Below are 24,149 nucleotides of genomic sequence, written 5' to 3'. Positions count from 1 at the left end.
TGCCTTTATTTTAAAAAAACTGAGAGCTATTACTTACTACTTGACACTCTTGGTTAAAATACTTGCTTTTACGGTATTCTTTATATGGTTATTGGTTGTTTTTTTATACTTTGCTGTTAAAAATCTAATTTTTATAAAGAAAAGCTTACTTTTTCTTCGCTTTTAACTACTTAAATACTATGGCAATAAACTATCCTTTTGGTCTTCCGTTGAAACATAATTTTGCTGAATTTGTGCATTATAATGGGTTATTTCTTCCGCATGAAACGGAACGAATTCTTAATTTATGGGATGATAATGAAAAAATTAAAGCTACGCTGAGCGGAGCAGACACTTATGATGATGAGCTTCGAAAAAGTGATGTGATGTTTATTGATAATACTCCTGAAAACGAATGGATTTACAACCGATTGGCTGGTTTGGCTATTAAATGTAATAACGAACGGTATTGGTTTGATTTATTGGGGTTTCATAACAATTTGCAATTGGCTAGCTATACTGAGGGTGATTTTTTTGATTGGCATTTGGATTTTGGTGCGGGTGAAATTTCTGATAGAAAGTTGAGTATTTCTATGCAGTTATCTGACCCAGATGAGTATGAGGGTGGTGATTTACAGTTTATGTTCAATCAGAAAATTGTAACTGCTCCTAGAGAGAAAGGTACCATTATTGTTTTTCCTTCTTTTATGATGCATCGTGTTACTCCTATTACTAAAGGGGTTCGTAAGTCTATTGTTGGTTGGGTTGCGGGTCCTCCGTACAGGTAGTAGTTAATCGCTAGTTTTTAGTTATTAGTGCTTAGTTGTTAGTTCTTGGGAGTTAGCGATTTATTTCTATAAAGTTCTTATGTTGTTACGGCAATTACTTTTGATAAAAAGGTCTGTGCCGTAGTGTTAACGGAGCATGCCGTGATATCAGCGACCCGTGCCGTGATATCAGCGACCCGTGCCGTAGTGTCTTCGGAGCATGCCGTGATATCTGCGACCCGTGCCGTGGTGTCTGCGGAGCATGCCGTGATATTAGCGACCCGTGCCGTGGTGTCAACGGAGCACGCCGTGATATTAGCGACCCATGCCGCGGTGTCTGCGGAGCATGCCGTGATATCAGCGACCCGTGCCGTGGTGTCTGCGGAGCATGCCGTGATATTAGCGACCCGTGCCGTGGTGTCTTCGGAGCATGCCGTGGTGTCTTCGGAGCATGCCGTGATATCAGCGACCTAAATAGCTATATCAAAAGTCGTTAATGGTACCTAAAACTACTTTTATTACTTAAATAGTTGAACTTATGGGATTCCGTAAGAATGTGTATATACTTTGTATTAGGTTCGCAGGGATGTAAACACATAATACAATTGTAATCTTACTGAAGGCTTGTATAATATAGAAATACAAAGAGCTTCTACTATAAATCAAACATTTATTAATGAAGAAAATAACAGAGCAGAGAATTGCAGAAATTAAAAACAACGCCTCTAAACCAACTATTTACAATGGAAACTTCCCATTAAATGATATTACAGATAGAGAATTTGAAACACTTTGTTATTTATTATTCAAAGAAAGAATAAAATTTAATGATAAGGAATTTGACGGTAAATTTGACAATATTGATTTAATGTCAGGAGTTGGTGAAAAGGGGTTTGATTCAACTCTTTATCATGATGGTAAAATTAATGGACTTATTCAATGTAAAAAATACAAAAGCAGGTTAACAAAACCTCAAGCGATAAACGAAATATTAAAGTTTTCTCTTAATGTATTAGTAAAACCAGAACTTGTTGATAGCAAGAAAAATTTCACTTATTATTTTGTGGTTAGTACTGGGTTTGCAAATACGGCTAGTAATTTTTTATCAAATTTCAATGAGAAAATATTGAAAGAAGATTTAATCAATTTAAGTCAATCCATAATAAAACAATATGCTAGTTTAAAGACTGTTAATTTACATGAACAAATAGATGATTTAAAAGATATATTGAGCAATATCAAAGTCATTAAAGTTATTCCTGAAGACATCGACATATACCTCAAGGAGTATATCAATATAGCCAAAACATTCTTTAAAATATATACTGCGACAGACAATACTCTAATTGAAAAAATTGTTTCAACCTATTTAGAACCTCTAATTCAAAAAGTTAAAAAAGAAGATCTACCTATTGAAGATTACCAATTTAGGTTCAAAACATATTTAGCACAAGCATTAAATAAATATTCCTCTGCACAAACATTAGTATTCGGGAATCAACAAAAGAAGATTGAAGATTATTATTACCCTTTAACATTATCTTGTAAAAAAGACATTGAGAAACCTGCAAAAATAAATACACATCGATATGCTGATGACTTTATCCCAAAATACAAAAAAGTTCTAGTTTGCGACCATGGTGGTATGGGAAAGTCAACAATTCTTAAATGGCTTTTTAGATCTTGTGTTATTCAGAACTCAGGAATTCCAATTTTTATTGAGTTAAGAAGTCTTAATAAAGATAATTCCATTATCGATGAAATAACTAGTCAGCTTGAACCCATTGATAAGGAGCTAGAAAAGTCTCTAACTCGCAATTTAATTTCAAAAGGAGGGTTTGTTTTCTTTCTAGATGGTTATGATGAAATTTCAAAAGGGAATAAATCATTTGTCACTAAAGATTTATCTCAATTTATTTCCAAAGCTGATAAGAATCTATTCATTATATCTTCTCGACCAGAAGATACACTAAAGACCTTTGGTGATTTTCAGGAATTTAGTATTGATAGATTGACTAAGGCAGAAGCTTATGAACTCATAAAAAAAATAGGTAATAATAATGTAAAATCACTGTCTTTAGTCGACCAACTAAAAGGTGATGATAGAAAAGAACTTTCTGAGTTCCTAGAAAGTCCATTACTAATTTCATTATTATACAAAAAATTTGAACACAGAGAGAATATTCCTATTCATAAGCAAGAGTTTTATTGGGAAGTCTTTGAAGCCCTATTTCAAGCACATGATATAATAAAAGGCGAAAGATTCCAAAGGGATAAAGAAACTGGGCTAAGTATGCATGATTTTCATAAAATACTCCGTGGATTAGCATATTTTACAGCTTTAATTAATCAAGTAGAATTTAATCAAATAGAACTAGAACGATTTATCAAAAGGTCTAATGATTTCTTTCCTGGCATAAAATTCGACACAAATAAATTCATATATGATATAATAACTCATGTACCAATTTTTCAGAAAGAAGGTTTAAAGTATAAATGGTCACATAAAACCTTACAGGAATATTTTGCTGCAGAATTTATTTGTCGGGACACGAAAGAAAAGCAAGGAGAAATCCTAACTAGACTTTATGAAGAACAAAATTCAATCTCTTATTATGGTATCATCGATTTATGCTACGATATAGATTTTAAGTCTTTCAGAAAGCATATTTTATATCCTATCTGTAAATCTTATAACACATTTTATAATGAACAAGTTAAAAAATATGAATCTGATGAAATATTTGAAGTCATTTTGAGAATTTCTAACTATATTTTTGATAAAAGATTGGCTTTTTTTAAACCTGATAAAAAAGCTTTATTATACTTTTTTAATAACATTCAAGATCTAAAACCATCTCTTGAAAAGTACTGCAAGCACCCTGTTAACTCAATGGAAGTAGTCGTTGGATTGAATGATATTAAAGATAAATCTTTAGAAACTGTATTACTAAAAATCGACAAAGGTTTTCCCACAAAAAGGTTATTAAGAAATAAGAAAAGTAATCTTCTGAAAAAATGTAAATATAAGCCAGATGAATCGGTAATAATTGAAGTAAATTTTGATACTAAAATTGAAGAAGCTGAATTTTATTTTTTTCCAAATAATGTCAAAGATTTTTTGGAAAAACATCAAAATCAAATTGATGGAATCGTTAAAAGTTTGAAAGATGACATATATAATATTAAAATATGTAAAAAACTTATCAATTCTGTAGAGGCTGAAAACAAAAAAGAAAAAGAAACAGACTTCTTCTTTCAAGGCTTGGAATAAAAAAAATTGTGTTATTAACCACGTCTTTTTATACTTTTTACGGAAGCACTATAGATTTTCTATTCGGTTTTTATTTGCTAAATTTAGTGTTTAAACATGCACCTAATCTTATACAAAAACATTGTAAACAAGTAGAAAAACTTACTCAAAATTGATAAAAAAGGTAGTATTTGAAATTTTAGCATTTATAGTCGGAATTGGGATAGCATACCATTCTGAGTCTTTTTTTCGTGACTTAATTCAGAATATTTTTATATGGTCAACTTCTGATACCATACAATTCATTGGAAAAAACTTTTTTGTTTTCTCTAACAAACTTTATTTCCTAACATTTGGAATTGGACTTCTGATTCTGACTCTAGAAAACCTGAATCAAAAAACCATTCATATCCTAAAAAACGTAATTATTTACCTAATCCTTTTTGGGATTTCATTAATTGCTATTTCAGCAATAGATGCTAACATTAAAGTTATTGAATGTACAACTTGTGAAAACGGTATTAGGAAATTACATTGGAATGAAATAAAATATGGAAAGATTCTAGGAACAAGTGCAATCATCTCTCTAATCCCTAGCATGATTAGAATATTAATAAAAAAGAAAATTATAGTCTACAAGACCGAATAAAGTTCATTGCTTGTCCTCTCCTACTTCTGAAAATCCTCGTGGGTTTTCTATTCGGTTTTTATTTGATAAATTGGGTGTTTAAGCATGTTAGCAATAATTATAAAAACAAAATGAAAATAGAATACTCAAAAGAAGAGGATGAATATTACTCATTGGTTACTTTAAAATCTCTCAATCAATTTGAAAAAAAACATCAACCTAAAGACTCCATATCTATTGATTTTTTTGGATTTGGTGAAAAACCAAGTAAAGAACAATTAATTGCTTATAAATTTCTCTTAAAAAACGAAGAAAGGATAATTAATTCTTTAATCAAAGGAGCTGTAAACTCATACAATTCCATTTACTTAAAGAGATTCGAAAAGTTTATAGAATTCTTACCTAAAATAAAAGACACAAGTGATTTTAAAAAAGCTATATCAATAGAAAATATAATAATTTCAGATAACCACGAAAATGGTTCTTCCTTTGTTATGTATAAAGGAGAATGTAATTGGGATGAGGAACACGGAGTTTGTATTGTTATGTTAAAAGACAAATTTATAACAATGGAATCTTGGGATTATTATCACGGATAAACTATTGCTAACAAAGTGTATAATTAATACTTACAAAACGCTGAAAATGAAAAAAACACTAATTTTAATACTAACTTTTTTACCTCTAACTATACTCGGACAACACTTAAAATGCTGTGAATCGAAAAAAGAAGTGGAATCTTATTTGAGCGGAAAATGGAAAATGGAAAATTCTGACTCAAAAACCATTTATCATTACTGGTTTGAAAAAGGACAGGGAAACCTAACCGAAATAGAACGAACCGAAAATGAAAACGAATATTTAATAATTGATGATCATCCTTTTGTTGATATCATCAAATATGACCAAGGGTTTAAATTAAAATTTACAAGCTTATACAGTATCTGGACTTCTGAATTAAAATATTTAAACTCAAATAGAATGATACTCGTTACTAATGGCAAAGAGGTTGAATATATTAAAGAGCCTAAATAAAAATACTGTACACAACAATGGCTATGAGTAACTTAATAACTTATTTTTTTGCACGTAACCTATACTTACTTAACAAACAAATCTCTCAAGCTTGTGAGTACCAACTTTAAGAGTTTATAAAACATTCGTAATTTAGCCGTATAAAAATTGCTAAGCTTTATTATATCATATGCTTTCGTTGAGAGAGAAAAAAAAAAAAGTAAACAATTGAGGTAAAATGAGTTGTAATCAACATAACTGAAATTGAAAACAGACATTCTTGAAAAATATAGCACTAGGATTTATCTAATAATTTTGATTTTTTCAATTCTATTTTATTTTGTACTGTTGGGAACTTCAGGGCATCAATTTAATATTGATTCAAATGACAAAATTGGACTGATTTTAATACTCTGCGGAATTATAATTGTACCGAATTATAAAAATATGTGGACTTATAGAATAAAAAAAACAATTCAAATGTTGTCATTAATAATATCTGGTGGAACTTTAATTCTCGGAATTGTGATTTTAATAAATCTTTTCGGATTTAAATTTGGTAATGACATTAGTCCAATTGTAATTGGACTTTTTTACTTAATACTACTGATTTTTATAGTCAGTAATGGAGTAATAATAAACGGAATTGTTTCAGAATTGCGGAAATAAACACTACTTACAGTACAGTATATAAAAAATTGCTGGTTTGTTAGCTTCTGATTTTCCTGCTGAAAATCCTTGCGGATTCTCTGTTCAGTTTTTATTTGCTAAATTGGATGCTTAAAACAACTAACTACTCATAGTCACGTTGACAACAACATAAAAAAAGCTATATGATTAAACACATTGAATTTCCATTAGAAAATGAATATCCTAGTTATGCCGAAATGTACATGAAACTAGTTAAAAAAGATGGAAGTCTTATTGAACAATTGAAGTCGAGTTTACATAAAACAAAGTCTTTAATAAGTAACTTATCGAATGATGAATTAGACTATAGATATGAAAAGAATAAATGGTCAATTAAAGAGGTTTTAGTTCACATAATTGATGACGAAAGAATATATGGATATAGGGCTCTTTCATTTGCTAGAAATGATAAAACAAATCTCCCAGGGTTTGAACAGGAAGATTATAATTATTATTCTGACACATCGGAAAGAACAATTGAGAATATATTAGAGGAATACGAAGCTTTAAGATTATCAACAATAGCTTTGTTTAATGGATTATCTGACAAATCATTAAAACGTATCGGGGTTGCAAACGGAAATAGAGCAAGTGCAAGAGCTCTGGGATATCATATTCTCGGACACGAATTACATCATATTAAAATAATAGAAAACTTATACTTGAAAGAATTAAAGAAATAAAAGCTCAACAATATGTAACCTCAATTACTTTAAATTTGACTACTCTTCTGTTTCTCTCAATATTATCTATAGAAAAACTTGTTTCTTACACTTAAACCTACCCTTTAAGAGTTTATAAAACATTCGTAATTTTGCCGTATGAAAATAAAACTACTCGCTATAGGTAAAACTGACAATAAGCAGTTACAACAATTAATTGACGAATATCAAAACCGATTAAAACACTACGTAAAGTTTGAGCTGGAAATTATTCCAGATATAAAAAACGTTAAAAACCTAAGCGAGGCGCAACAAAAAGAAAAAGAAGGAGAGTTAATTTTAGCTAAACTACAACCTACAGATCAGTTAGTTTTATTAGACGATAAAGGAAAACAACATACTTCAGTAGAATTTTCAAAATATTTACAAAAGAAGATGAATTCTGGTATTAAACAACTAGTGTTGGTTATTGGAGGTCCGTATGGTTTTTCTGATGCTATATACAATAAAGCACAAGGAAAGTTATCGTTATCTAAAATGACATTTTCTCACCAAATGATTCGCTTATTTATTGTTGAGCAAGTGTATCGTGGTTTTACTATTCTTAGAAACGAACCTTATCATCACGAGTAAAAACTCTAAAATTTTTATTTACATCAAATTTTATGTTACTCAAAGCATTATGTTTTTAATTTCCTGAAAAGCATAGTAAAAAACATGTTAAAAAGTTATTTTTTTTTTGCAATTAGCCATACTTTTGCGCCCCAAAAAAACATATACTTAATAACATAGATTAAAATGAAAACATTAAGACTCTTAGTTACTTTAACTTTTTTCATAACGTTTGCTTCCCTACAGCAGGTAAATGCTCAAAATGATATTAAAGCTTTAAAAATTCAGGTAAAGAATAAGAAAGATCAAATTAGTGCTAATGAAGAGATTTTAATTAGTGGAGTTGATGCTTTAAAACGTGTAAAAGGAAACTTAGAACGTTTTAAAAAAAGTAAAAAAGCTACAAAACAAGAAGTAGAGAGAAAAGAAAAAATTGTTGCTAACATGCAACAAAGACTTAGCAAGCTTAACAATCAAATTGATTTGCATAAAAAAGATTTAGCTTCTTTAGAAAGAAAATTAGCTAGAAAGGAAAAGAAAGAACAACCTAAAGAAGAAACTAAAACTGAATCTACTGCTGCAAGCACTGGTCTTGTTGTGTATGAAGATAATATAAGTGATGAGCAGAAAGAGGTTCTTTTACAAAAGCAAAAGCTTGAAGAGGCTCGTAAAAAATTAGACGAAGAAAGAAAAGCTAGAGAGCTTGCTTATTTAAAAGAGCAAGAGGCTTTACGTTTAGAAGAAGAGAAACTTAAACAATTAAGTAACCAAATTAAAGCTAAAGAAAAGAATATTAGTAAAGAGAAAAACACTTTAATTAGTGACCTTGAAGATGATATTAGCATTAATGAAGAGATTTTAATTAGTGGTAAAGAAGGTTTAGCTAGAATGAAGTCTAAATTAGAAGAGGCTAAAAAAGATGCTTCTAATTCAAAAGAAAGTATTGAAAGAAAACAAGCTATTGTTAATAAAATTGAAAATCGCTTGTTAAAAATTGAAAACGAAATTGATGCTAAAAAACAAGAGTTAGCTAAAATAAAAGGATAAGAAATCCTACCTTAATACAATAAAAAAAACTCCAAGCTTTTCGCTTGGAGTTTTTTATTTTTCTATACATCCACTTTTAAACAAAAACTTGCTTAGAAAACTTATTGTATTTTAGTAACTCTTATAGTTTGTAATAAGCTATGAATTTGACTAACCTATCTTTTTGTTAAAAATGAAGCACCCCCAAAATAAACAAACACGGTTATTAATTAGCCTCTTGTTTTTAATCGTATTAATTACTTCTTGTTCAAAGAAGAAAAAGAAAGTTACCCTTAACAACAATAATCAACCATCATTAAAACATGAAAAAATAGGTAGAATTTCTGACAGCAGTAAATTCGTAAGCCAACGTAATTTACATGAGCAAAAGTATGGTAACCTCAACTTTTCTACCGAGCGTCAATGGGATAGTTTAAACAATATTTCTTACAAACCTATAACTCATAAAAAAGGAACCGTACATCCAAAATATCGCACATTTGGATGGCATGTATACTCAAACGGTTCTGCTTATAAAAGTTATAACTTTTCCATGCTTTGGGGAATTTCATATTTTTCATATTCTGTTGAACCCAAAACAGGTAATTATAAAAGTATACATCAATGGAAAACTACTCCGTTAATTGACAGCGCAAAAACAAAAGGTTGTAAAGTCTTTTTATCTGTTACTAACTTTGGAAGCAAAAACAATGCTATATTTTTAAAAAATTCAAAAGCTCAAACAAGATTAATAGAGAACCTAGCTGAGTTACTTGCGTTAAGAAATGCTAATGGAATTAATATAGATTTTGAAGGTGTTGCTAAAGAAGATAGAAGTCAGTTTACACAATTTATCATTAACGTTTCTAAAAAACTAAAAGAGAAAAATCCTAATTATATGGTTTCTTTATGTCTGTATGCTATTGACTGGAACAATGTTTTTGATATTCCTGCTATCAATCCGCATATTGATTTTTACACGCTAATGGGATACGATTACTACGGTAGTTTTAGTAAAACTACTGGACCTGTAACTCCTTTTAAATACAGTGAAAAATTCGGAAATGGTTTAAAAGCTTCCGTTAATTATTATAAAAATAAAGGTGTTCCGCTACATAAATTAATTGCCGGACTCCCTTATTACGGTGCTGAATGGTATACAAAAAAATCTGAAATGGGTGCTAAAGTAACTAAGTTCAAATCGCATCCTCGTTACCATACCATACGAGATATTTACATTGATTCTTTACAAATCCCCGTTAAATTTGATCCTAAAAGTGCTTCTAGCTATATAATTATTAAAGATAGTAACCAAGAGTATAGACAGTTGTTTTTTGAAGACGTACAATCTCTTGCTTTGAAATACGACTGGATAAAACACAATAAAATAGGCGGTGTAGGTATTTGGGCGTTGGGTTATGACAATGGCTATTCTCAGCTGTGGGATTTGCTAGCTGAAAAGTTTTCTAAAGAGTAAAACTGTTACTTTTTAATAATAAAAAACTCCAAGTGTACACTTGGAGTTTTTTATTGTTTTTATGCAGTTGCCTTGGGTTTTCTAAACATTAACCAAAAACCGATTAATACTAACGGAATACTTAATACTTGACCTGTATTTAAGGTATTAAACACCCAATCTTCTCTTCCTTCTACTTGTGCTTCTTTTAAGAATTCTATTACAAAACGTAACGACCATAATACTACCATAAACAGTCCGAATAAAAATCCTGTTTGGTTTTTCTTGTCTGTTTTCCAATAGAAATACCATAGAGCAAAGAACAATACTAAGTAACTAAATGCTTCGTATAATTGGGTTGGGTGACGTGGTACCGTCTCTCCTGCTCTTTTAAAGATTACACCAAAGCTGCTTCCTGTTGGTTTTCCGTAAATTTCAGAATTAAAGAAGTTTCCGAAACGGATGAAAAACCCTGCTAAAGCTACCATAATTCCTAATCTATCTAAGATAAACAACCATGGTTTTTGTAAGTGCTTCTTAGCATAAAAGTACATTGCAATCGGAATTGCTATTGCTGCTCCGTGACTTGCAAACCCAGTAAATCCTGTGAATTTCCATCCATCTAACAATCCGAATAAAGCTGAAGCTCCTTCTTGTTTTTTAAATGGTAATATGATTTCCAATAAATGGTTTTGATAATAATCCCAACTATAAAAGAAAACGTCTCCTAAACGCATTCCTACCAACATAGAAACAAATACGTACATAAATAACGGATCTAGTTTCTCAACTGAAATATTGTCGTTGATATAAATCTTTTTCATTAATTGAAGTCCTAAAATAAACGCTGCTACAAACATTAAACTGTACCAACGAATACCAAAACCTCCTAAATTTATTATTTCTGGGTTCCAATCCCACACTATGGATAAAAAATTCATCTACTTTAATTTAGTTTTTGTGTCATTGCAAACCTTTCGGCTGTCGCTAAAGACAAGTTAAAATGAAATAATCTTAAGATTACTTCTTAATAAACTTCTCTATGACAATTATTATTTTTCTTTTTTCTCTGGAACAGGATCGTAACCACTTCCTCCCCATGGGTGACAACTAAATATTCTTTTTAATGCCAACCAACCACCGTAAAACAATCCATGCTTTTGCAATGCTTCAATTGTATAGCTTGAACACGTTGGTGAATATCTACATGTTGCTGGTGTAAACGGAGATATTGCTGTTTGATAAAATCGAACTAACAATATAAATGGATATGTTAATATTTTTTTCAATTAGTTAACTGTAAATGTTGTTCCTTCCCTACCGTCTTTTAATTGAATACCTAACTCCAATAATCTATCACGAATTTCATCAGATAATGCCCAGTCTTTATTTTCACGTGCTTCTTTACGCATGCTAATTAACATTTCAACTACACCACTTAATTTATCTGAATTGTTTCCTTCTGAAGTTTCATTCATTAATCCTAATACATCAAAAACAAACGCATTGATTGTATTCTTAAATACTTCTAGATCTTCGGTAGTTAAACTCGCTTTTCCTTCTTTTATTTGATTGATAACTTTTACAGCTTCAAATAAATGTGATATTAAAATTGGTGTATTAAAATCATCATTCATGGCGTCGTAGCAATCTTGTCTCCATTTTTCAACATCAAATGAAGAAGAACTATCTGCTTCTATTTTATCTAAGAAATCTACAGCTTCTATCAACTTTGCATGTCCTTTTTCAGCAGCCTCTAAAGCTTCTCCAGAAAAATCTAAAATGCTTCGATAATTGGCTTGCATATTGAAAAAACGAACCACACTTGCAGAGAACGCTTTCCCTAAAATGTTATTTTCTCCTGTTAAAATTTCATTTGGTAAAATAAAGTTACCTGTTGATTTTGCCATTTTTTGACTGTTCAACAATAACATATTGGTGTGCATCCAGTAATTTACTGGCTTTACACCACTACAAGTTTGTGATTGTGCAATTTCACACTCGTGATGCGGGAATTTTAAGTCCATTCCTCCACCATGAATATCGAATTGCTCGCCCAAATACTTTGTACTCATTACTGAACACTCTAAATGCCAACCTGGGAAACCATCACTCCAAGGTGAAGGCCAACGCATGATATGACGTTCATCGGCTTTTTTCCAAAGTGCAAAGTCTTGTGGATTTCTTTTGTCTGACTGTCCATCCAAAGCTCTTGTATTATGAATAGCGTCTTCAAATTTTCTACCAGAAAGAATACCATAGTTACCCGTTTCGTTATATTTTAATACATCAAAATATACAGAACCGTTTACTTCATAAGCAAAACCTTTATCCATGATTTCTTTAATCATTTCAATCTGCTCTACAATATGACCGGTTGCTGTAGGTTCTATACTTGGTGGTAAAAAATTATAGTTATTTAATACATTATGGAAATCAACTGTATAACGTTGCACTACTTCCATAGGTTCAATTTCCTCTAGTCGTGCTTTTTTTGCAATTCTATCTTCTCCTTCATCTGCATCGTTTTCTAAGTGACCAGCATCTGTAATATTACGTACATAGCGTACTTTATACCCTAGGTGTAATAAATAACGATACACCACATCAAAAAACATAAAAGTTCGTACGTTTCCTAAATGGGCGTTGCTATATACTGTAGGACCACATACGTACATACCTACGCGTCCTTCAATTACTGGTTTAAAAAGCTCTTTTGATTTGGTTAAAGAGTTATATATTTTAAGTTGATTTTCTTTGTATAATTCCATAGTAAAAGTGACTATTTGCAATCGCTAATATAGGCACTTTATAAGGAATATAGAAAAAGAATTTGGTAGCAATTTTGTAGAAATAAAAAGTAATTTTGTTTGTATTTCTTATTGATTTTTAACTTTTAATTGACTGTATTTACCGTCTATTTCAATTTTCTTATCGTTTGAAATTAAAATAAACTCACCATTATATTCTACAGTTCCATCTTTTAATTTTTTAGCCTTGTCTCCTTGAATATTAAATTTCTTATTTATTCCTTTTAAATCAACTCCAGCGTCAGAATAACTTAAAAATACTTTTAAATTATCGTGGCTAGGGTGTACTTTGGCAATGGTTAAATTTCCAAACTTATTATTTACTTCAACATTACTATAAACATTGCTCACTACAAGCCCTGATGAATTAGAGTTTACTGTTGTATTGGTAACCGATGCTAATTGAGCATCGGTTACATTATTTAAGAACAACGTACAAGCGTTTAATGAATTTATGTTTACTGGTGAAAATGAAATATTCAACTTTCCTCCGTCAAGTGCATCAGCTTTAAAGGTTCCATAACTTACCTTTCCTGAAGCTTTAGTTTTTGGTAGTTTTACTTTACAGTGACGAGTGTTTAAGTCAAAGGTTGCTGATTTTGGAACCTTTATAATAATCTTCTTTGTGATTTTTACTTTTTTCCCATTAATCATAAGGTTATCATTGTCTGAAGAGTAAGAATAATTCATACGAACTTTTCTCATCTCTTTTCTTGCCTTGTGCATTTCTTCTCTAGCTTTGGCAAGTTCTTTTCTTATTTCTTCTCTATTAATTTTTCTAATTTCTGCTCTTGCTTTAGCCATTTCTCTTCTTAGTTCCTTTTCATTGATTCGCTCTTTTTTAACTCTTTCTAATTCTTTTTTAATATCTCTTTTTCTTTCTTCTTGATGTTTTTTAAACTCTTTATACTTATCTGTTTTCTTAAACTCTTCCCATTCTTTTTTTGACTTTATGGTAATGTCATTCACACCATCTTTCCATTGAAAAAAGTAGTTTCCTCCATCTTTTGCATACTTATCAAAGTCAAATTCGATATCCTCCAAACCTGTTACTATTTCTTCAAAGTTAACTTCAGGGATTTTTATTTCTGGAAGTTCAGGTATTTCAGGAATCTCTGGAATTCTTACTTCTGGAACTACGACAACTTCATCATCACCATCAAATTGAAATACTCTTGGATAATTATTGTCTGATGAATTAAAGAACACAATATTGTCTCCTCCTATTCTAAAGCTATTTTTGTTGGCATTAATTTGTACCTTACTTTTATTCCCTAAAGCTTCAAATTTCCAGTTGTCTAAATATTTTTGAGCTTCTTTTTTATCTAGCCCTTCAACTTCTACAACTGCTTCTACTGAAACTTCGTTTTTATTCCATGTAGTCACATCTACATCTGCATTAGATGCATTAATATTAACTACTACGTCTTTATTTGTTTTAAAATTTTCACTAAACTTTTTGTTGTATTTCTGTGCAGATACAACGCCAGTTACTAACAGTAAAAAAACACTGATTTTAAATTGTTTGAATGTCATTTTGAGTTGGATTTTTAAATTCTTGTAATTGTTTTTGCATACGTTTTAACAGCTGTAAACGTAATTGCAGGTTTCCAATCAATGCATTGATAGTATCGTCGTTAATTCCTTTTGTATTGAGCTCTTCGGTTAACGATTTATATTCTTTGGTTAATTCTCCTATTTTGTTCAAGTAACCATCAAAAAGTTCTTTATTATCGTCGGTTAATTCTAACTGACTTAATTCGTAATTAATGGTATTTACATAATAATCTTCTACTGTTTTTAATTCAGGTGAAATTGCTCCTAAACTAATTTGATTTTGAGTTTCTTTTGGAAGCTCAGTTATTATTGGATCTACAGTATTTGTTGGATAAAACTGAATTCCCAAACTCACCAACAACACAATAGATGCTGCTATATACAACCATTGATATGATTTTCTTGTTGATGGCTTTTCGTGCAATTCATCCATCAACTTTTGTTGAAAACGCTGTCTGTGATTTGTTGATAACCTCTCCGTGTTTTCAACATTGTTTTTTAGTATTTCTCTAATATCTTTAGACATGATGTACTGCTTTTAATTGTTCTTGAACTTGTCTTTTTCCTCTTAATAAATGTGTTCTTGAACTCACTTCAGAAATTCCTAATATTTGCGAAATCTCTCCATGATCATATCCCTCTAACAAAAACAGGGTTAACACAACTCTATATTTTTCTTTTAATTGCTGAATGCAGTTTACAATATCTTGATACGATATAGTAGATGCTACATTCCAATTATCATCGTCTGCTACTGTGGTAATTTCTTCGTTAATAGAAACCAGTTCTAATTTCTTCTTCTTTAAATAATCAATACTTTGGTTGATAACGATTCTTTTTAACCAAGCACCAAAGGCTACTCCATCTTTATATGAATCAATATTTTTAAATGCTTTTATAAATGCCTCTTGCATAACATCTTCCGCTATAAATGAATCTTTCACGTAACGTAATGCCACTGTATACATAGCATCACAATACAAATCATATAATTGCATTTGTGCTTTTGCATCATTGTTTTTACAGGCATCTATTACCGGTTGATGTATCTGTTTGGTTGATTTCATTATTGATTTCTTACCCTAAATACGACACTTTTTCCTTCGTGTTGCATTTTCCTGCATTTTTATTTCTAAATTTACGTTATTATTTTGTTTTACCTACATAATGACCAATAAAGACACATCTGCACTCTCTGAAAAAGACGGGGTTTCCCAGCCTGAAACCACCAGTAAATCATCTGCAGAAAAAATAAAACGTAATAGAAGAAAAACTACCTCAACCGAAGATTTTGTTACTCAAATAATAGCTGGAAATATTCCTTTTTTAAGTAGAGCTATTACGTTAGTAGAAAGTACCAATCCAAAACATCAACAACAAGCTAATGAAATTTTAGAAGCTTGTTTACCTCATGCCAATAAATCGGTTAGAATTGGAATTACAGGTGTTCCTGGTGTAGGAAAAAGTACTTTTATTGAATCTTTTGGTAAGCATTTAACTTTGTTAGGTAAAAAAGTTGCTGTTTTAGCTGTAGACCCGAGTAGTTCTGTTAATAAAGGAAGTATTTTAGGAGATAAAACACGTATGGAAGAGTTAGTAACCGATGAGAACGCTTTTATTCGTCCTTCTCCTTCTGGAACTTCATTAGGTGGTGTTGCTCAAAAAACACGTGAAAGTATTATTTTATGTGAAGCCGCTGGCTTTGATACAATTATTATTGAAACGGTGGGTGTGGGACAATCGGAAACTGCTGTACATTCTATGACCGATTTCTTTTTATTATTGAAATTGGCTGGAGCTGGTGACGAATTACAAGGTATTAAACGTGGAATTATTGAAATGGCTGATGCTATTGTGATTAATAAGGCTGATAGTGGTAATGAGAAAAATGCTAAACTAGCAAAAGTAGAGTTCAATAGAGCCTTACACTTATACCCTGCTAAAGAAAGCGGCTGGCAACCTAAAGTTTTATTAGCAAGTGCGCTACATCATCAAGGAATTGATGCTATTTACGCTATGATTGAAGAGTACATGAACTTAGTAAAAAAATCTGGTTACTTTCAGCAGAAAAGAAATGAACAAAATAACTATTGGTTGTTAGAAACCATCAATCAACAATTAAAAAATAACTTTTACAATAATCCAAAAATTAAAGAACGCTTACAGCAGGAAGTTACTAAACTAGAAAACGGGAAAACTACTCCATTTACTGCTGCGAAACGATTATTAAATAAAAACTATGGAAGACAATAACAATTTAACTTGGAACGATTTTACGAAAGTAGAAATGCGTATTGGCACTATTATTTCTGCTGAAATATTTAAAGAAGTGAAAAATCCTGCCTATAAAATGCAAGTAGATTTTGGCGACTACGGAATAAAAAAAACCTCAGCTCAAATTACTAAACTTTATAAACCTGAAGATTTAATAGGAAAACAAGTAGTTGCTGTGGTAAACTTTCCGAAAAAACAAATTGCTAATATGATGAGTGAATGTCTTGTATTAGGTGGCTTAGGAGATGATAAAGAGGTAACTTTATTAACTGCTGAACGTAGTGTTAAAAATGGGACGAAGATTGCGTAGCATCCTTTCTTAATTTTTTAATCAAGTACTCTTCATAGTATAGAAATAGGAAAGTATTTGTTTTCGTACTTTTAGATTTAATAAACTATTAACCTAGTCCCTTTTTTAAGTTTAAAAACGTGATTGTATTATAATGTTCTTCAAGAAATTCAATCGCTCGTCGGCTTCGTACTCCTGATTTGCAATAAACCACTACAGGTTTGTCTGTTGCTATTTCTTGGTACCGTTGAGTAAGCTCACCTAACGGAATATGTTGTCCGCCTATATGATGTTGCTCTCGTTCCCAATCTTCGCGAACATCTAATAGATTATATGCTGACTGATTGTTTTGTAGTTCCTCCAAAGTTATTTCGTGGGTAGCCAATTTAATTCCGCAAAAGAATTCATAATCTTTGTCTAACTCATTAACCTCAGCTTTATCAGTCTTTTCAAATTTTAAAAGCATTTGACGCATGCTTAAGGTATTATACATCAATAGTTTGTTCGCTAACACTTCTCCTATTTCACAAATGATTTTAATGGTTTCATTAGCTTGTAAAGCTCCTATAATTCCGGGTAACACCCCTATTACTCCAATTTCTGAACAATTAGGTGATTCTTCTGGTTTGGGTGGAGTTGGATATAAACATCGATACGTAGCACTTCCTTGATAATTGAACACACTTACTTGTCCTTCAAATTTAAAAATAGCTCCATATACTAATGGTTTTTGAGTAAGTACTGCGGCATCGTTGGTTAAATAACGAGTAGCAAAATTATCGCTCCCATCTACAATTACATCATATTTTTCAAATAAAGAAATAGCATTCTGATTGGTTAATTTCTCTTGATAGACATGAAACTGAACAAACGGATTTAATTTTGATAACCTATTTGCCACTGTTTGCGCTTTTGACTTTCCTATATCATCTATCGTATATAAAACCTGACGCTGTAAATTACTTTGATCTACTACATCATCATCTATAATTCCAATCGTTCCGATACCAGCTGCTGTTAAATATTGTAGTACAGGACAACCCAGTCCACCTGCTCCTATTACTAATACCTTGGCTTGTTTTAGTTTTAGTTGCCCTTCTTCTCCTATTTTATCGAGAATTAAATGACGATTGTATTGTTTTTGTTCTTCGTTACTTAAGTTCATAATTTCATGAAGTTCTGAAACAAGTTCAGAATGACATTAATTCTAATTTCTTGATTCTAGCAGCGTATTAGTCTAACCTACAAACTGCTCCCAATCTTTCCAAACTACTTCTAACCCTTGACCTTTTAGCATCTCTACAATTTCTTCGGTACTTCGTTCGTCTGAAATTTCAAATTGTTCTAACGATTGAGGTTCAACGCTATATCCCCCAGGGTTTGTTTTAGATTCTGCACTCATTGAGGTAGCCCCTAAATTAACAATATTATTTCGAAAAACTTCGCTTTCTCGGGTAGACATAGACAACTCAACATCTTCATCCAACATTCTAAATGCACAGATTAATTGTACCAAATCAGCGTCAGTCATTTCTACCTTAGGTTCCAATCCTCCTGAATGTGGTCTTAACCTTGGAAATGAGATAGAATACTTCGTTTTCCAATAGTTTTTTTGTAAATATTTCAAATGCAATGCGGTAAAAAAGCTATCAGCACGCCAATCTTCTAATCCAAACAAAGCTCCTAAACCTATTTTATGAATTCCTGCTTTTCCTAATCTGTCAGGCGTTTCCAAACGATACTCAAAATTTGATTTTTTCCCCTTCGGATGATGCTTTTTATATTCCTGTTGATGATAGGTTTCCTGATATACCAACACTGCATACAATCCACTTTCAATCAGTAATTCATATTCATCCTGATCCAAAGGTTGAACTTCAATAGTAATATTTGAAAATTGAGAACGAATCAACTGAATTGCATTTTTAATATAATCCACTCCCACTGTTCTATTAGCTTCTCCAGTTACTAATAAAATATGATCGTAACCTTTCTCCTTTAAAAAGGCAACTTCTTTCAATATTTCAGTATCAGTTAAGGTTCTCCTCGGAATCTTGTTTGTAAAACTGAATCCACAATACGTACAAATGTTCTGACATTCATTACTCAAATACATCGGAGCATACATTTGAATGGTATTTCCAAATCGTTTTTTAGTCAGTATACGACTCTTCTGTGCCATCTGCTCTAAAAAAGGTTTTGCAGCGGGCGAAATAAGCGCTTTGAAATCTTCCAAATCAAGTTTGTCCTTTGCTAAAGCACTTTCGACATCAATGCCTGTTTTATTAAAGATGCTTTGTAATGTATCATCCCAACTGTATTGACTGAAAGTGTTTTTGAATGTTTTACTCATTAGTTCAAAAATGATGTTAACGGACTACTTGCTTCTGCTTGTCTTCTTACAGGTGCTAACTTTGCTTCGTAAGCCATTCTTCCTGCTTCTACAGCCATTTTAAATGCTTGCGCCATGGCTACTGGATTTTGTGATACAGCAATAGCAGTATTTACCAAAACAGCATCGGCTCCTAATTCCATAGCATAAGCCGCATGAGAAGGTGCTCCTATACCTGCATCTACCACTACAGGAACATTAGATTGTTCAATAATGATTTCTAAAAATTCTAAGGTCTTTAATCCTTTATTACTTCCTATAGGTGCCCCCAACGGCATAACACACTGTGTCCCCACTTCTTCCAATCGTTTACATAAAACAGGATCCGCATGTATATAAGGCATTACAACAAAACCTTTTTTCACCAATTCTTCCGCAGCTTTTAAGGTTTCAATAGGATCTGGTAATAAATACCTCGGATCTGGATGTATTTCTAACTTCACCCAATTTGTTTCCAAAGCTTCTCTAGACAATTCAGCTGCAAATACAGCTTCTTTTGCTGTACGTACCCCCGAAGTATTTGGTAATAAATTAATTCTTGAGTGATTCAAATGTGATAAAATATCATCTTCTTCATTTTGAACATCTACTCTTTTTAAAGCAACGGTTATCAATTCACTTTCAGAAGCTAATAAAGCTTCTTTCATCAATTGTGAAGAACTAAATTTTCCTGTTCCTGTAAATAAACGTGAGGTAAATGTTTTATCTGCTATTGTTAAGTTGGTATTCATTATTGCTAATTTATTGCGCTCCTATTTTGTACACTTGTTCGTTGGTGCTAGGTGCCTTTAATATTTTATGAAATGTAGAAATCGAGTTGAAGTTTTGAGTAATCGCTCCTGACACAGCAACACCATACACTCCTGTATTTATAATTTCAGGTACATTTTCTATAGTAATTCCCCCAATAGCTATGATGGGAGTAGTTGTATTTAACGCTTCTAATAATGTTTGGTATCCGACAGCTCCTAAAACTGGACTCAAATTCTTTTTAGTTTCAGTAAACTTATAAGGCCCTAAACCAATATAATCTACTCCTTTTTCTAGTAGAATTTTACAATCTTCTAAAGTATTAGCAGTCCCACCAATGGAATACCATTTCCCTAAATACTCACGAGCTTTTAACGGACACGTATCCGTTTTTCCTAAATGAACTCCGTCTGCATTGACTTCTTTAGCTACCTTGTAATAATCGTTTATAATTAAACGAGTTTGAAAATGACTCGTAATTTCTCTTGCTTTTTGTGCTGTTTCTAGAATTATTTTCGGATCTAGATTCTTTAATCTAAGTTGCACCCATTCTGCTCCAGAAGCACAAGCTCTTTGAATATTTTCTAAATGCTCTTCTGGAGTTTTTCCTTGAGTTATATAATGTAATTTACTTATCATTTATAGTTGTGCTCTCCTAAGAGCGTTTTATTAGAGTTTAAAAATTGTTCTGTATACCATTTCGCATGTATACATGCATCTTCCAAAGAAAATTCTTTCACTATATTTGAAGCTAAGGCTGAAGACAACACACAACCGCTTCCATGCTTTTCAAAAACAGATGTAGCTTTCGGTGGAATATTCAACTGTACTATCTTACTGTGATACACTTCATCCCATCCTTTTTTGTCTTCTCTATGCCCTCCTTTTAAATAAATATTGGTCTTCTCTGAAATAAACTCAATCGTTTCTTCAATCGATTTATTAGGAAATAAACTCTTGATTTCATCATAATTTGGAGTGATAAAATCGCAATGATATAATACTTCTTCAAACACCTTTACCTCTTCTTTAGAATGAAAATTAAATCCGGCACTTGCTTTTAAAATAGGGTCTATAACTATTTTTATGGATGGATTGTATTTTTTAAGAATCTGAACGACTTCTAATAATACTTCCCAAGACTGTATGATTCCTATTTTTACTACTGATATTTCAAAGCGTCCAAATAGGGTTGTTATTTGATTAATAATTACTTCCTTTTCAATCCAAACACATTCTTTAAAATCAATATCATTTTGAACTGTAACTGCTGTACATACCGAAAGTCCATATAAACCATGCGCTTCAAATGTTTTTATATCCGAAGTCAATCCTGCTCCTCCCGACGGGTCATGACCTGCAATGGTTAGTATGTATGGTTGTTGTTTCATTTTTTAGCTATACTTTCTTTTAATGAAAAGATTGCTCCGTAGTACATTCCTCGAAATGATGTTTTATATTTTTAAAACTTTCAACAGGATTCTCTGCATTCCATACTCCTCCTAAAACACCTATCCCTTGAAAACCTAATTCAATTGTTTTTTGAATAGTATCAGTATTAATTCCTCCCATTCCTATAATCATTTTATCTATATGATTTACATCAAAACCTCTTCCTTCATAATCTTTCTTTGAAATAGATGAAAAAACAGGACTCAATAAATGATAATCGAACTCAATATCACAATTTGCTAATGCTGAAGGTTCATGAAAAGAACTACTCATTGTTTTTCCTATCATGTTTAATCCTATGAAATATTCACTTCCTTTCTCTAAAGCATCAACTCTTTTTTGTTCTTGAAAATGAATTCCCTTTAGATTAAACTCGTTTATAAGTTCATGAAAATAATGAGTGACTATTCTATCATAATACTTTTTATCTATTTGATTCAAATAAGCTACATGCTCTTCATAGTTTTTGTCAGGTTTTCTGAGATGATAATATTCCAGTCCTTCTTCAAATAATTGCTGAAGGATTTCAATTTCATTCGGAATGTCTTTTTCTGGAGCTATTAGAACAATCATATAATCAGTTTTAAATTATGAATTACGAATTTAGAAATTGTCAATTCGTAATTCATAATTTTAAGTTCAGGATTTATAGATATACTTCTGAACCTTTGTCCTTAAATTCTTTTGATTTTTCTTCCATTCCTTTTGCAAACACTTCATCTCCTTCTACTTCATTCTCAGCTGCAAAATCACGTACTTCTTGTGATATTTTCATAGAACAGAATTTTGGTCCACACATCGAACAAAAGTGTGCTATTTTAGCCCCTTCTGCAGGTAAGGTTTCATCATGATATTCTCTAGCCAACTCTGGATCCAACCCTAAGTTAAACTGATCTTCCCAACGGAACTCAAAACGAGCTTTACTTAACGCATCATCTCTATGTTGCGCTCCTGGGTGTCCTTTTGCTAAATCGGCTGCATGGGCTGCTAATTTATAAGTAACTACTCCAGTACGTACATCTTCTTTATTTGGTAACCCTAAATGCTCTTTCGGTGTCACATAACATAACATTGCACAACCAAACCAACCTATCATTGCCGCTCCAATTCCTGAAGTAATATGATCGTATCCTGGGGCAATATCGGTTGTTAAAGGTCCTAAAGTATAAAACGGAGCTTCATCACAAGCTTCTAATTGTTTAAGCATGTTGGCTTTAATCATGTGCATTGGCACGTGACCTGGACCTTCAATGAAACATTGTACTTCATGCTTACGTGCTATCTGCGTTAACTCTCCTAACGTTTCTAATTCTGCAAACTGTGCTTCGTCATTCGCATCAGCAATTGAACCTGGACGTAAACCATCTCCTAATGAAAAAGCTACATCATAAGCTTTCATAATTTCACAGATTTCTTCAAAATGTGTGTATAAAAAGCTCTCTTTATGATGTGCCAAACACCATTTTGCCATGATAGATCCTCCTCTAGACACAATTCCTGTAATACGTTTTGCCGTCATAGGTACATAGCGTAAACGAACTCCTGCATGAATGGTAAAATAATCCACTCCCTGCTCTGCTTGTTCAATTAAAGTGTCTCTAAATATTTCCCAAGTTAAATCTTCAGCAACACCATTTACCTTTTCTAAGGCTTGATAAATTGGCACAGTTCCTACTGGTACAGGTGAATTACGGATAATCCATTCACGAGTTTCATGAATATTTTTTCCTGTAGATAAATCCATGATATTATCTGCTCCCCAACGACATGCCCAAACCGCTTTTTCTACTTCTTCTTCTATTGATGAGGTTGTGGCTGAATTACCAATATTAGCGTTAATCTTCACCAAGAAATTACGTCCTAAAATCATAGGTTCTGCTTCTGGATGATTTATATTTGAAGGAATAACAGCACGTCCTCTAGCAACTTCTTCTCTTACAAATTCAGGAGTAATCTTTGCAGGAATACTAGCTCCGAAATCTTGTCCTGGATGTTGCTCTGATAAACGTGTCATTTCATCTATTCGCTGGTTTTCACGAATCGCAATATATTCCATCTCTGGAGTGATAATTCCTTTTTTAGCATAATGTAACTGTGTTACATTTTCTCCCTTTTTAGCTCTCTTAGGTTTGTGTTTTAAATTGAATCGTAAATGATCTAAGTTTTTATCATTTAATCGTTCGTTGCAATACTCCGAAGTAAATTCATTAAGTTCTTCTACATCACCTCTATCTAAAATCCACTGTTCACGAATACGTTCTAATCCATTATGAATGTTAATTTCTTTTGTTGGATCAGTGTATGCCCCTGAAGTATCATAAACTGTTACGGGTTCGTTTGGTGTTCTTTTTTTAGTCATCGAATCCACAGTGTCGCTCAATTCAATTTCACGCATCGCTACTTTTATCTGTGGATGGATTTTTCCTTGAACATATATTTTTTTTGAATTCGGAAACGGTTGCCTTGTTACACCATCTTGTTTTGGTGCTGTATCTTTTTTCTTCATTTTAGGGTTGTTTGTTTATTCTTATGAATTTT

At 31.9% G+C, this 24,149-nt stretch carries 24 protein-coding genes; 11 read left to right on the top strand and 13 right to left on the bottom strand.

Annotation, left to right across the window (positions count from 1 at the left end):
- Positions 1–179: 179 nt before the first annotated feature.
- The 9 genes from VCM48_RS14595 (at position 180) to VCM48_RS14555 (ending at position 10,108) form a co-directional block, all read left to right on the top strand.
- Positions 180–767: a 2OG-Fe(II) oxygenase gene (locus VCM48_RS14595; RefSeq protein WP_482270980.1), complete on the top strand. Its 588-nt coding sequence runs from the start codon at positions 180–182 to the stop codon at positions 765–767.
- Between the two features lie 655 nt (positions 768–1,422).
- A complete protein-coding gene (locus VCM48_RS14590) occupies positions 1,423–4,020 on the top strand; it encodes an NACHT domain-containing protein (protein ID WP_482270979.1) in 2,598 nt (865 codons plus the stop codon).
- 738 nt (positions 4,021–4,758) lie between these two features.
- Positions 4,759–5,226, top strand: a complete 468-nt coding sequence (locus VCM48_RS14585; protein ID WP_482270978.1) for a DUF6985 domain-containing protein — start codon at positions 4,759–4,761, stop codon at positions 5,224–5,226.
- A 46-nt stretch (positions 5,227–5,272) separates the two neighbouring features.
- A complete protein-coding gene (locus VCM48_RS14580; RefSeq protein ID WP_482270977.1) occupies positions 5,273–5,662 on the top strand; it encodes a hypothetical protein in 390 nt (129 codons plus the stop codon).
- A gap of 243 nt (positions 5,663–5,905) precedes the next feature.
- Complete coding sequence (locus VCM48_RS14575; RefSeq protein WP_482270976.1) at positions 5,906–6,310, top strand: hypothetical protein; 405 nt, start codon at positions 5,906–5,908, stop codon at positions 6,308–6,310.
- Between the two features lie 164 nt (positions 6,311–6,474).
- Positions 6,475–7,014: a DinB family protein gene (locus VCM48_RS14570; protein ID WP_482270975.1), complete on the top strand. Its 540-nt coding sequence runs from the start codon at positions 6,475–6,477 to the stop codon at positions 7,012–7,014.
- A gap of 138 nt (positions 7,015–7,152) precedes the next feature.
- Positions 7,153–7,626 (top strand): 23S rRNA (pseudouridine(1915)-N(3))-methyltransferase RlmH, encoded by a 474-nt coding sequence (gene rlmH, locus VCM48_RS14565; RefSeq protein ID WP_482270974.1) that lies wholly within the window; start codon positions 7,153–7,155, stop codon positions 7,624–7,626.
- Positions 7,627–7,791: 165 nt separating this feature from the next.
- The gene (locus VCM48_RS14560; protein WP_440121049.1) at positions 7,792–8,652 is read left to right on the top strand and encodes a coiled-coil domain-containing protein; all 861 of its coding nucleotides are present in this window, start codon (positions 7,792–7,794) and stop codon (positions 8,650–8,652) included.
- Between the two features lie 172 nt (positions 8,653–8,824).
- On the top strand, positions 8,825–10,108 hold the full coding sequence (locus VCM48_RS14555) for a glycosyl hydrolase family 18 protein (protein WP_482270973.1): 1,284 nt from the start codon (positions 8,825–8,827) through the stop codon (positions 10,106–10,108).
- 59 nt (positions 10,109–10,167) lie between these two features.
- On the opposite strand, the gene lgt is transcribed toward VCM48_RS14555, so the two are convergent.
- The 6 genes from lgt to VCM48_RS14525 form a co-directional block, all read right to left on the bottom strand.
- Positions 10,168–11,028, bottom strand: coding sequence for a prolipoprotein diacylglyceryl transferase (gene lgt / locus VCM48_RS14550; RefSeq protein WP_099215335.1), 861 nt, complete (start codon positions 11,026–11,028; stop codon positions 10,168–10,170).
- Positions 11,029–11,139: 111 nt separating this feature from the next.
- Positions 11,140–11,376 (bottom strand): membrane protein insertion efficiency factor YidD, encoded by a 237-nt coding sequence (gene yidD / locus VCM48_RS14545; RefSeq protein WP_073181389.1) that lies wholly within the window; start codon positions 11,374–11,376, stop codon positions 11,140–11,142.
- On the bottom strand, positions 11,377–12,858 hold the full coding sequence (cysS, locus tag VCM48_RS14540; protein WP_274639416.1) for a cysteine--tRNA ligase: 1,482 nt from the start codon (positions 12,856–12,858) through the stop codon (positions 11,377–11,379).
- 108 nt (positions 12,859–12,966) lie between these two features.
- Complete coding sequence (locus tag VCM48_RS14535) at positions 12,967–14,433, bottom strand: MAP7 domain-containing protein (RefSeq protein ID WP_482270972.1); 1,467 nt, start codon at positions 14,431–14,433, stop codon at positions 12,967–12,969.
- Complete coding sequence (locus tag VCM48_RS14530; protein ID WP_482270971.1) at positions 14,414–14,980, bottom strand: hypothetical protein; 567 nt, start codon at positions 14,978–14,980, stop codon at positions 14,414–14,416. The genes VCM48_RS14535 and VCM48_RS14530 overlap by 20 nt, the downstream gene beginning before the upstream one ends.
- The gene (locus VCM48_RS14525; protein ID WP_124591199.1) at positions 14,973–15,521 is read right to left on the bottom strand and encodes an RNA polymerase sigma factor; all 549 of its coding nucleotides are present in this window, start codon (positions 15,519–15,521) and stop codon (positions 14,973–14,975) included. Before VCM48_RS14525 ends, VCM48_RS14530 begins: the two co-directional genes overlap by 8 nt.
- A gap of 100 nt (positions 15,522–15,621) precedes the next feature.
- On the opposite strand from VCM48_RS14525, the gene meaB reads away from it, so the two are divergent.
- On the top strand, positions 15,622–16,707 hold the full coding sequence (gene meaB, locus VCM48_RS14520) for a methylmalonyl Co-A mutase-associated GTPase MeaB (protein ID WP_482270970.1): 1,086 nt from the start codon (positions 15,622–15,624) through the stop codon (positions 16,705–16,707).
- Positions 16,694–17,038 carry a tRNA-binding protein gene (locus VCM48_RS14515; RefSeq protein ID WP_482270969.1) on the top strand — a complete coding sequence of 115 codons (345 nt, stop codon included), beginning with the start codon at positions 16,694–16,696 and terminating at the stop codon, positions 17,036–17,038. Before meaB ends, VCM48_RS14515 begins: the two co-directional genes overlap by 14 nt.
- Before the next feature lie 88 nt (positions 17,039–17,126).
- On the opposite strand, the gene moeB is transcribed toward VCM48_RS14515, so the two are convergent.
- The 7 genes from moeB to thiC all read right to left on the bottom strand — a co-directional run bounded on the left by moeB (position 17,127) and on the right by thiC (position 24,117).
- A complete protein-coding gene (moeB, locus tag VCM48_RS14510) occupies positions 17,127–18,182 on the bottom strand; it encodes a molybdopterin-synthase adenylyltransferase MoeB (RefSeq protein WP_482270968.1) in 1,056 nt (351 codons plus the stop codon).
- Positions 18,183–18,254: 72 nt separating this feature from the next.
- On the bottom strand, positions 18,255–19,370 hold the full coding sequence (thiH, locus tag VCM48_RS14505) for a 2-iminoacetate synthase ThiH (protein ID WP_482270967.1): 1,116 nt from the start codon (positions 19,368–19,370) through the stop codon (positions 18,255–18,257).
- A complete protein-coding gene (locus tag VCM48_RS14500) occupies positions 19,370–20,140 on the bottom strand; it encodes a thiazole synthase (protein ID WP_482270966.1) in 771 nt (256 codons plus the stop codon). The genes thiH and VCM48_RS14500 overlap by 1 nt, the downstream gene beginning before the upstream one ends.
- A 10-nt stretch (positions 20,141–20,150) precedes the next feature.
- The gene (thiE, locus tag VCM48_RS14495; RefSeq protein WP_482270965.1) at positions 20,151–20,798 is read right to left on the bottom strand and encodes a thiamine phosphate synthase; all 648 of its coding nucleotides are present in this window, start codon (positions 20,796–20,798) and stop codon (positions 20,151–20,153) included.
- A complete protein-coding gene (locus VCM48_RS14490) occupies positions 20,795–21,550 on the bottom strand; it encodes a hydroxymethylpyrimidine/phosphomethylpyrimidine kinase (protein WP_482270964.1) in 756 nt (251 codons plus the stop codon). Before VCM48_RS14490 ends, thiE begins: the two co-directional genes overlap by 4 nt.
- Positions 21,551–21,569: 19 nt before the next feature.
- Positions 21,570–22,184, bottom strand: a complete 615-nt coding sequence (locus VCM48_RS14485; RefSeq protein WP_482270963.1) for a thiamine phosphate synthase — start codon at positions 22,182–22,184, stop codon at positions 21,570–21,572.
- Between the two features lie 73 nt (positions 22,185–22,257).
- Positions 22,258–24,117, bottom strand: a complete 1,860-nt coding sequence (thiC, locus tag VCM48_RS14480; RefSeq protein ID WP_482270962.1) for a phosphomethylpyrimidine synthase ThiC — start codon at positions 24,115–24,117, stop codon at positions 22,258–22,260.
- Between the last annotated feature and the right edge of the window lie 32 nt (positions 24,118–24,149).

Source organism: Tenacibaculum sp. DPLXC6, assembly GCF_056815515.1.
This window is presented reverse-complemented; position numbering and strand designations above follow the sequence as displayed.

Coding starts and splice junctions, on each gene's coding strand:
- VCM48_RS14595 (WP_482270980.1), top strand. CDS start 180: ATGGCAATAAACTATCCTTTTGGTCTTCCGTTGAAACATAATTTTGCT.
- VCM48_RS14590 (WP_482270979.1), top strand. CDS start 1,423: ATGAAGAAAATAACAGAGCAGAGAATTGCAGAAATTAAAAACAACGCC.
- VCM48_RS14585 (WP_482270978.1), top strand. CDS start 4,759: ATGAAAATAGAATACTCAAAAGAAGAGGATGAATATTACTCATTGGTT.
- VCM48_RS14580 (WP_482270977.1), top strand. CDS start 5,273: ATGAAAAAAACACTAATTTTAATACTAACTTTTTTACCTCTAACTATA.
- VCM48_RS14570 (WP_482270975.1), top strand. CDS start 6,475: ATGATTAAACACATTGAATTTCCATTAGAAAATGAATATCCTAGTTAT.
- rlmH (WP_482270974.1), top strand. CDS start 7,153: ATGAAAATAAAACTACTCGCTATAGGTAAAACTGACAATAAGCAGTTA.
- VCM48_RS14560 (WP_440121049.1), top strand. CDS start 7,792: ATGAAAACATTAAGACTCTTAGTTACTTTAACTTTTTTCATAACGTTT.
- VCM48_RS14555 (WP_482270973.1), top strand. CDS start 8,825: ATGAAGCACCCCCAAAATAAACAAACACGGTTATTAATTAGCCTCTTG.
- lgt (WP_099215335.1), bottom strand. CDS start 11,028: ATGAATTTTTTATCCATAGTGTGGGATTGGAACCCAGAAATAATAAAT.
- cysS (WP_274639416.1), bottom strand. CDS start 12,858: ATGGAATTATACAAAGAAAATCAACTTAAAATATATAACTCTTTAACC.
- VCM48_RS14535 (WP_482270972.1), bottom strand. CDS start 14,433: ATGACATTCAAACAATTTAAAATCAGTGTTTTTTTACTGTTAGTAACT.
- VCM48_RS14530 (WP_482270971.1), bottom strand. CDS start 14,980: ATGTCTAAAGATATTAGAGAAATACTAAAAAACAATGTTGAAAACACG.
- VCM48_RS14525 (WP_124591199.1), bottom strand. CDS start 15,521: ATGAAATCAACCAAACAGATACATCAACCGGTAATAGATGCCTGTAAA.
- meaB (WP_482270970.1), top strand. CDS start 15,622: ATGACCAATAAAGACACATCTGCACTCTCTGAAAAAGACGGGGTTTCC.
- VCM48_RS14515 (WP_482270969.1), top strand. CDS start 16,694: ATGGAAGACAATAACAATTTAACTTGGAACGATTTTACGAAAGTAGAA.
- moeB (WP_482270968.1), bottom strand. CDS start 18,182: ATGAACTTAAGTAACGAAGAACAAAAACAATACAATCGTCATTTAATT.
- thiH (WP_482270967.1), bottom strand. CDS start 19,370: ATGAGTAAAACATTCAAAAACACTTTCAGTCAATACAGTTGGGATGAT.
- VCM48_RS14500 (WP_482270966.1), bottom strand. CDS start 20,140: ATGAATACCAACTTAACAATAGCAGATAAAACATTTACCTCACGTTTA.
- thiE (WP_482270965.1), bottom strand. CDS start 20,798: ATGATAAGTAAATTACATTATATAACTCAAGGAAAAACTCCAGAAGAG.
- VCM48_RS14490 (WP_482270964.1), bottom strand. CDS start 21,550: ATGAAACAACAACCATACATACTAACCATTGCAGGTCATGACCCGTCG.
- VCM48_RS14485 (WP_482270963.1), bottom strand. CDS start 22,184: ATGATTGTTCTAATAGCTCCAGAAAAAGACATTCCGAATGAAATTGAA.
- thiC (WP_482270962.1), bottom strand. CDS start 24,117: ATGAAGAAAAAAGATACAGCACCAAAACAAGATGGTGTAACAAGGCAA.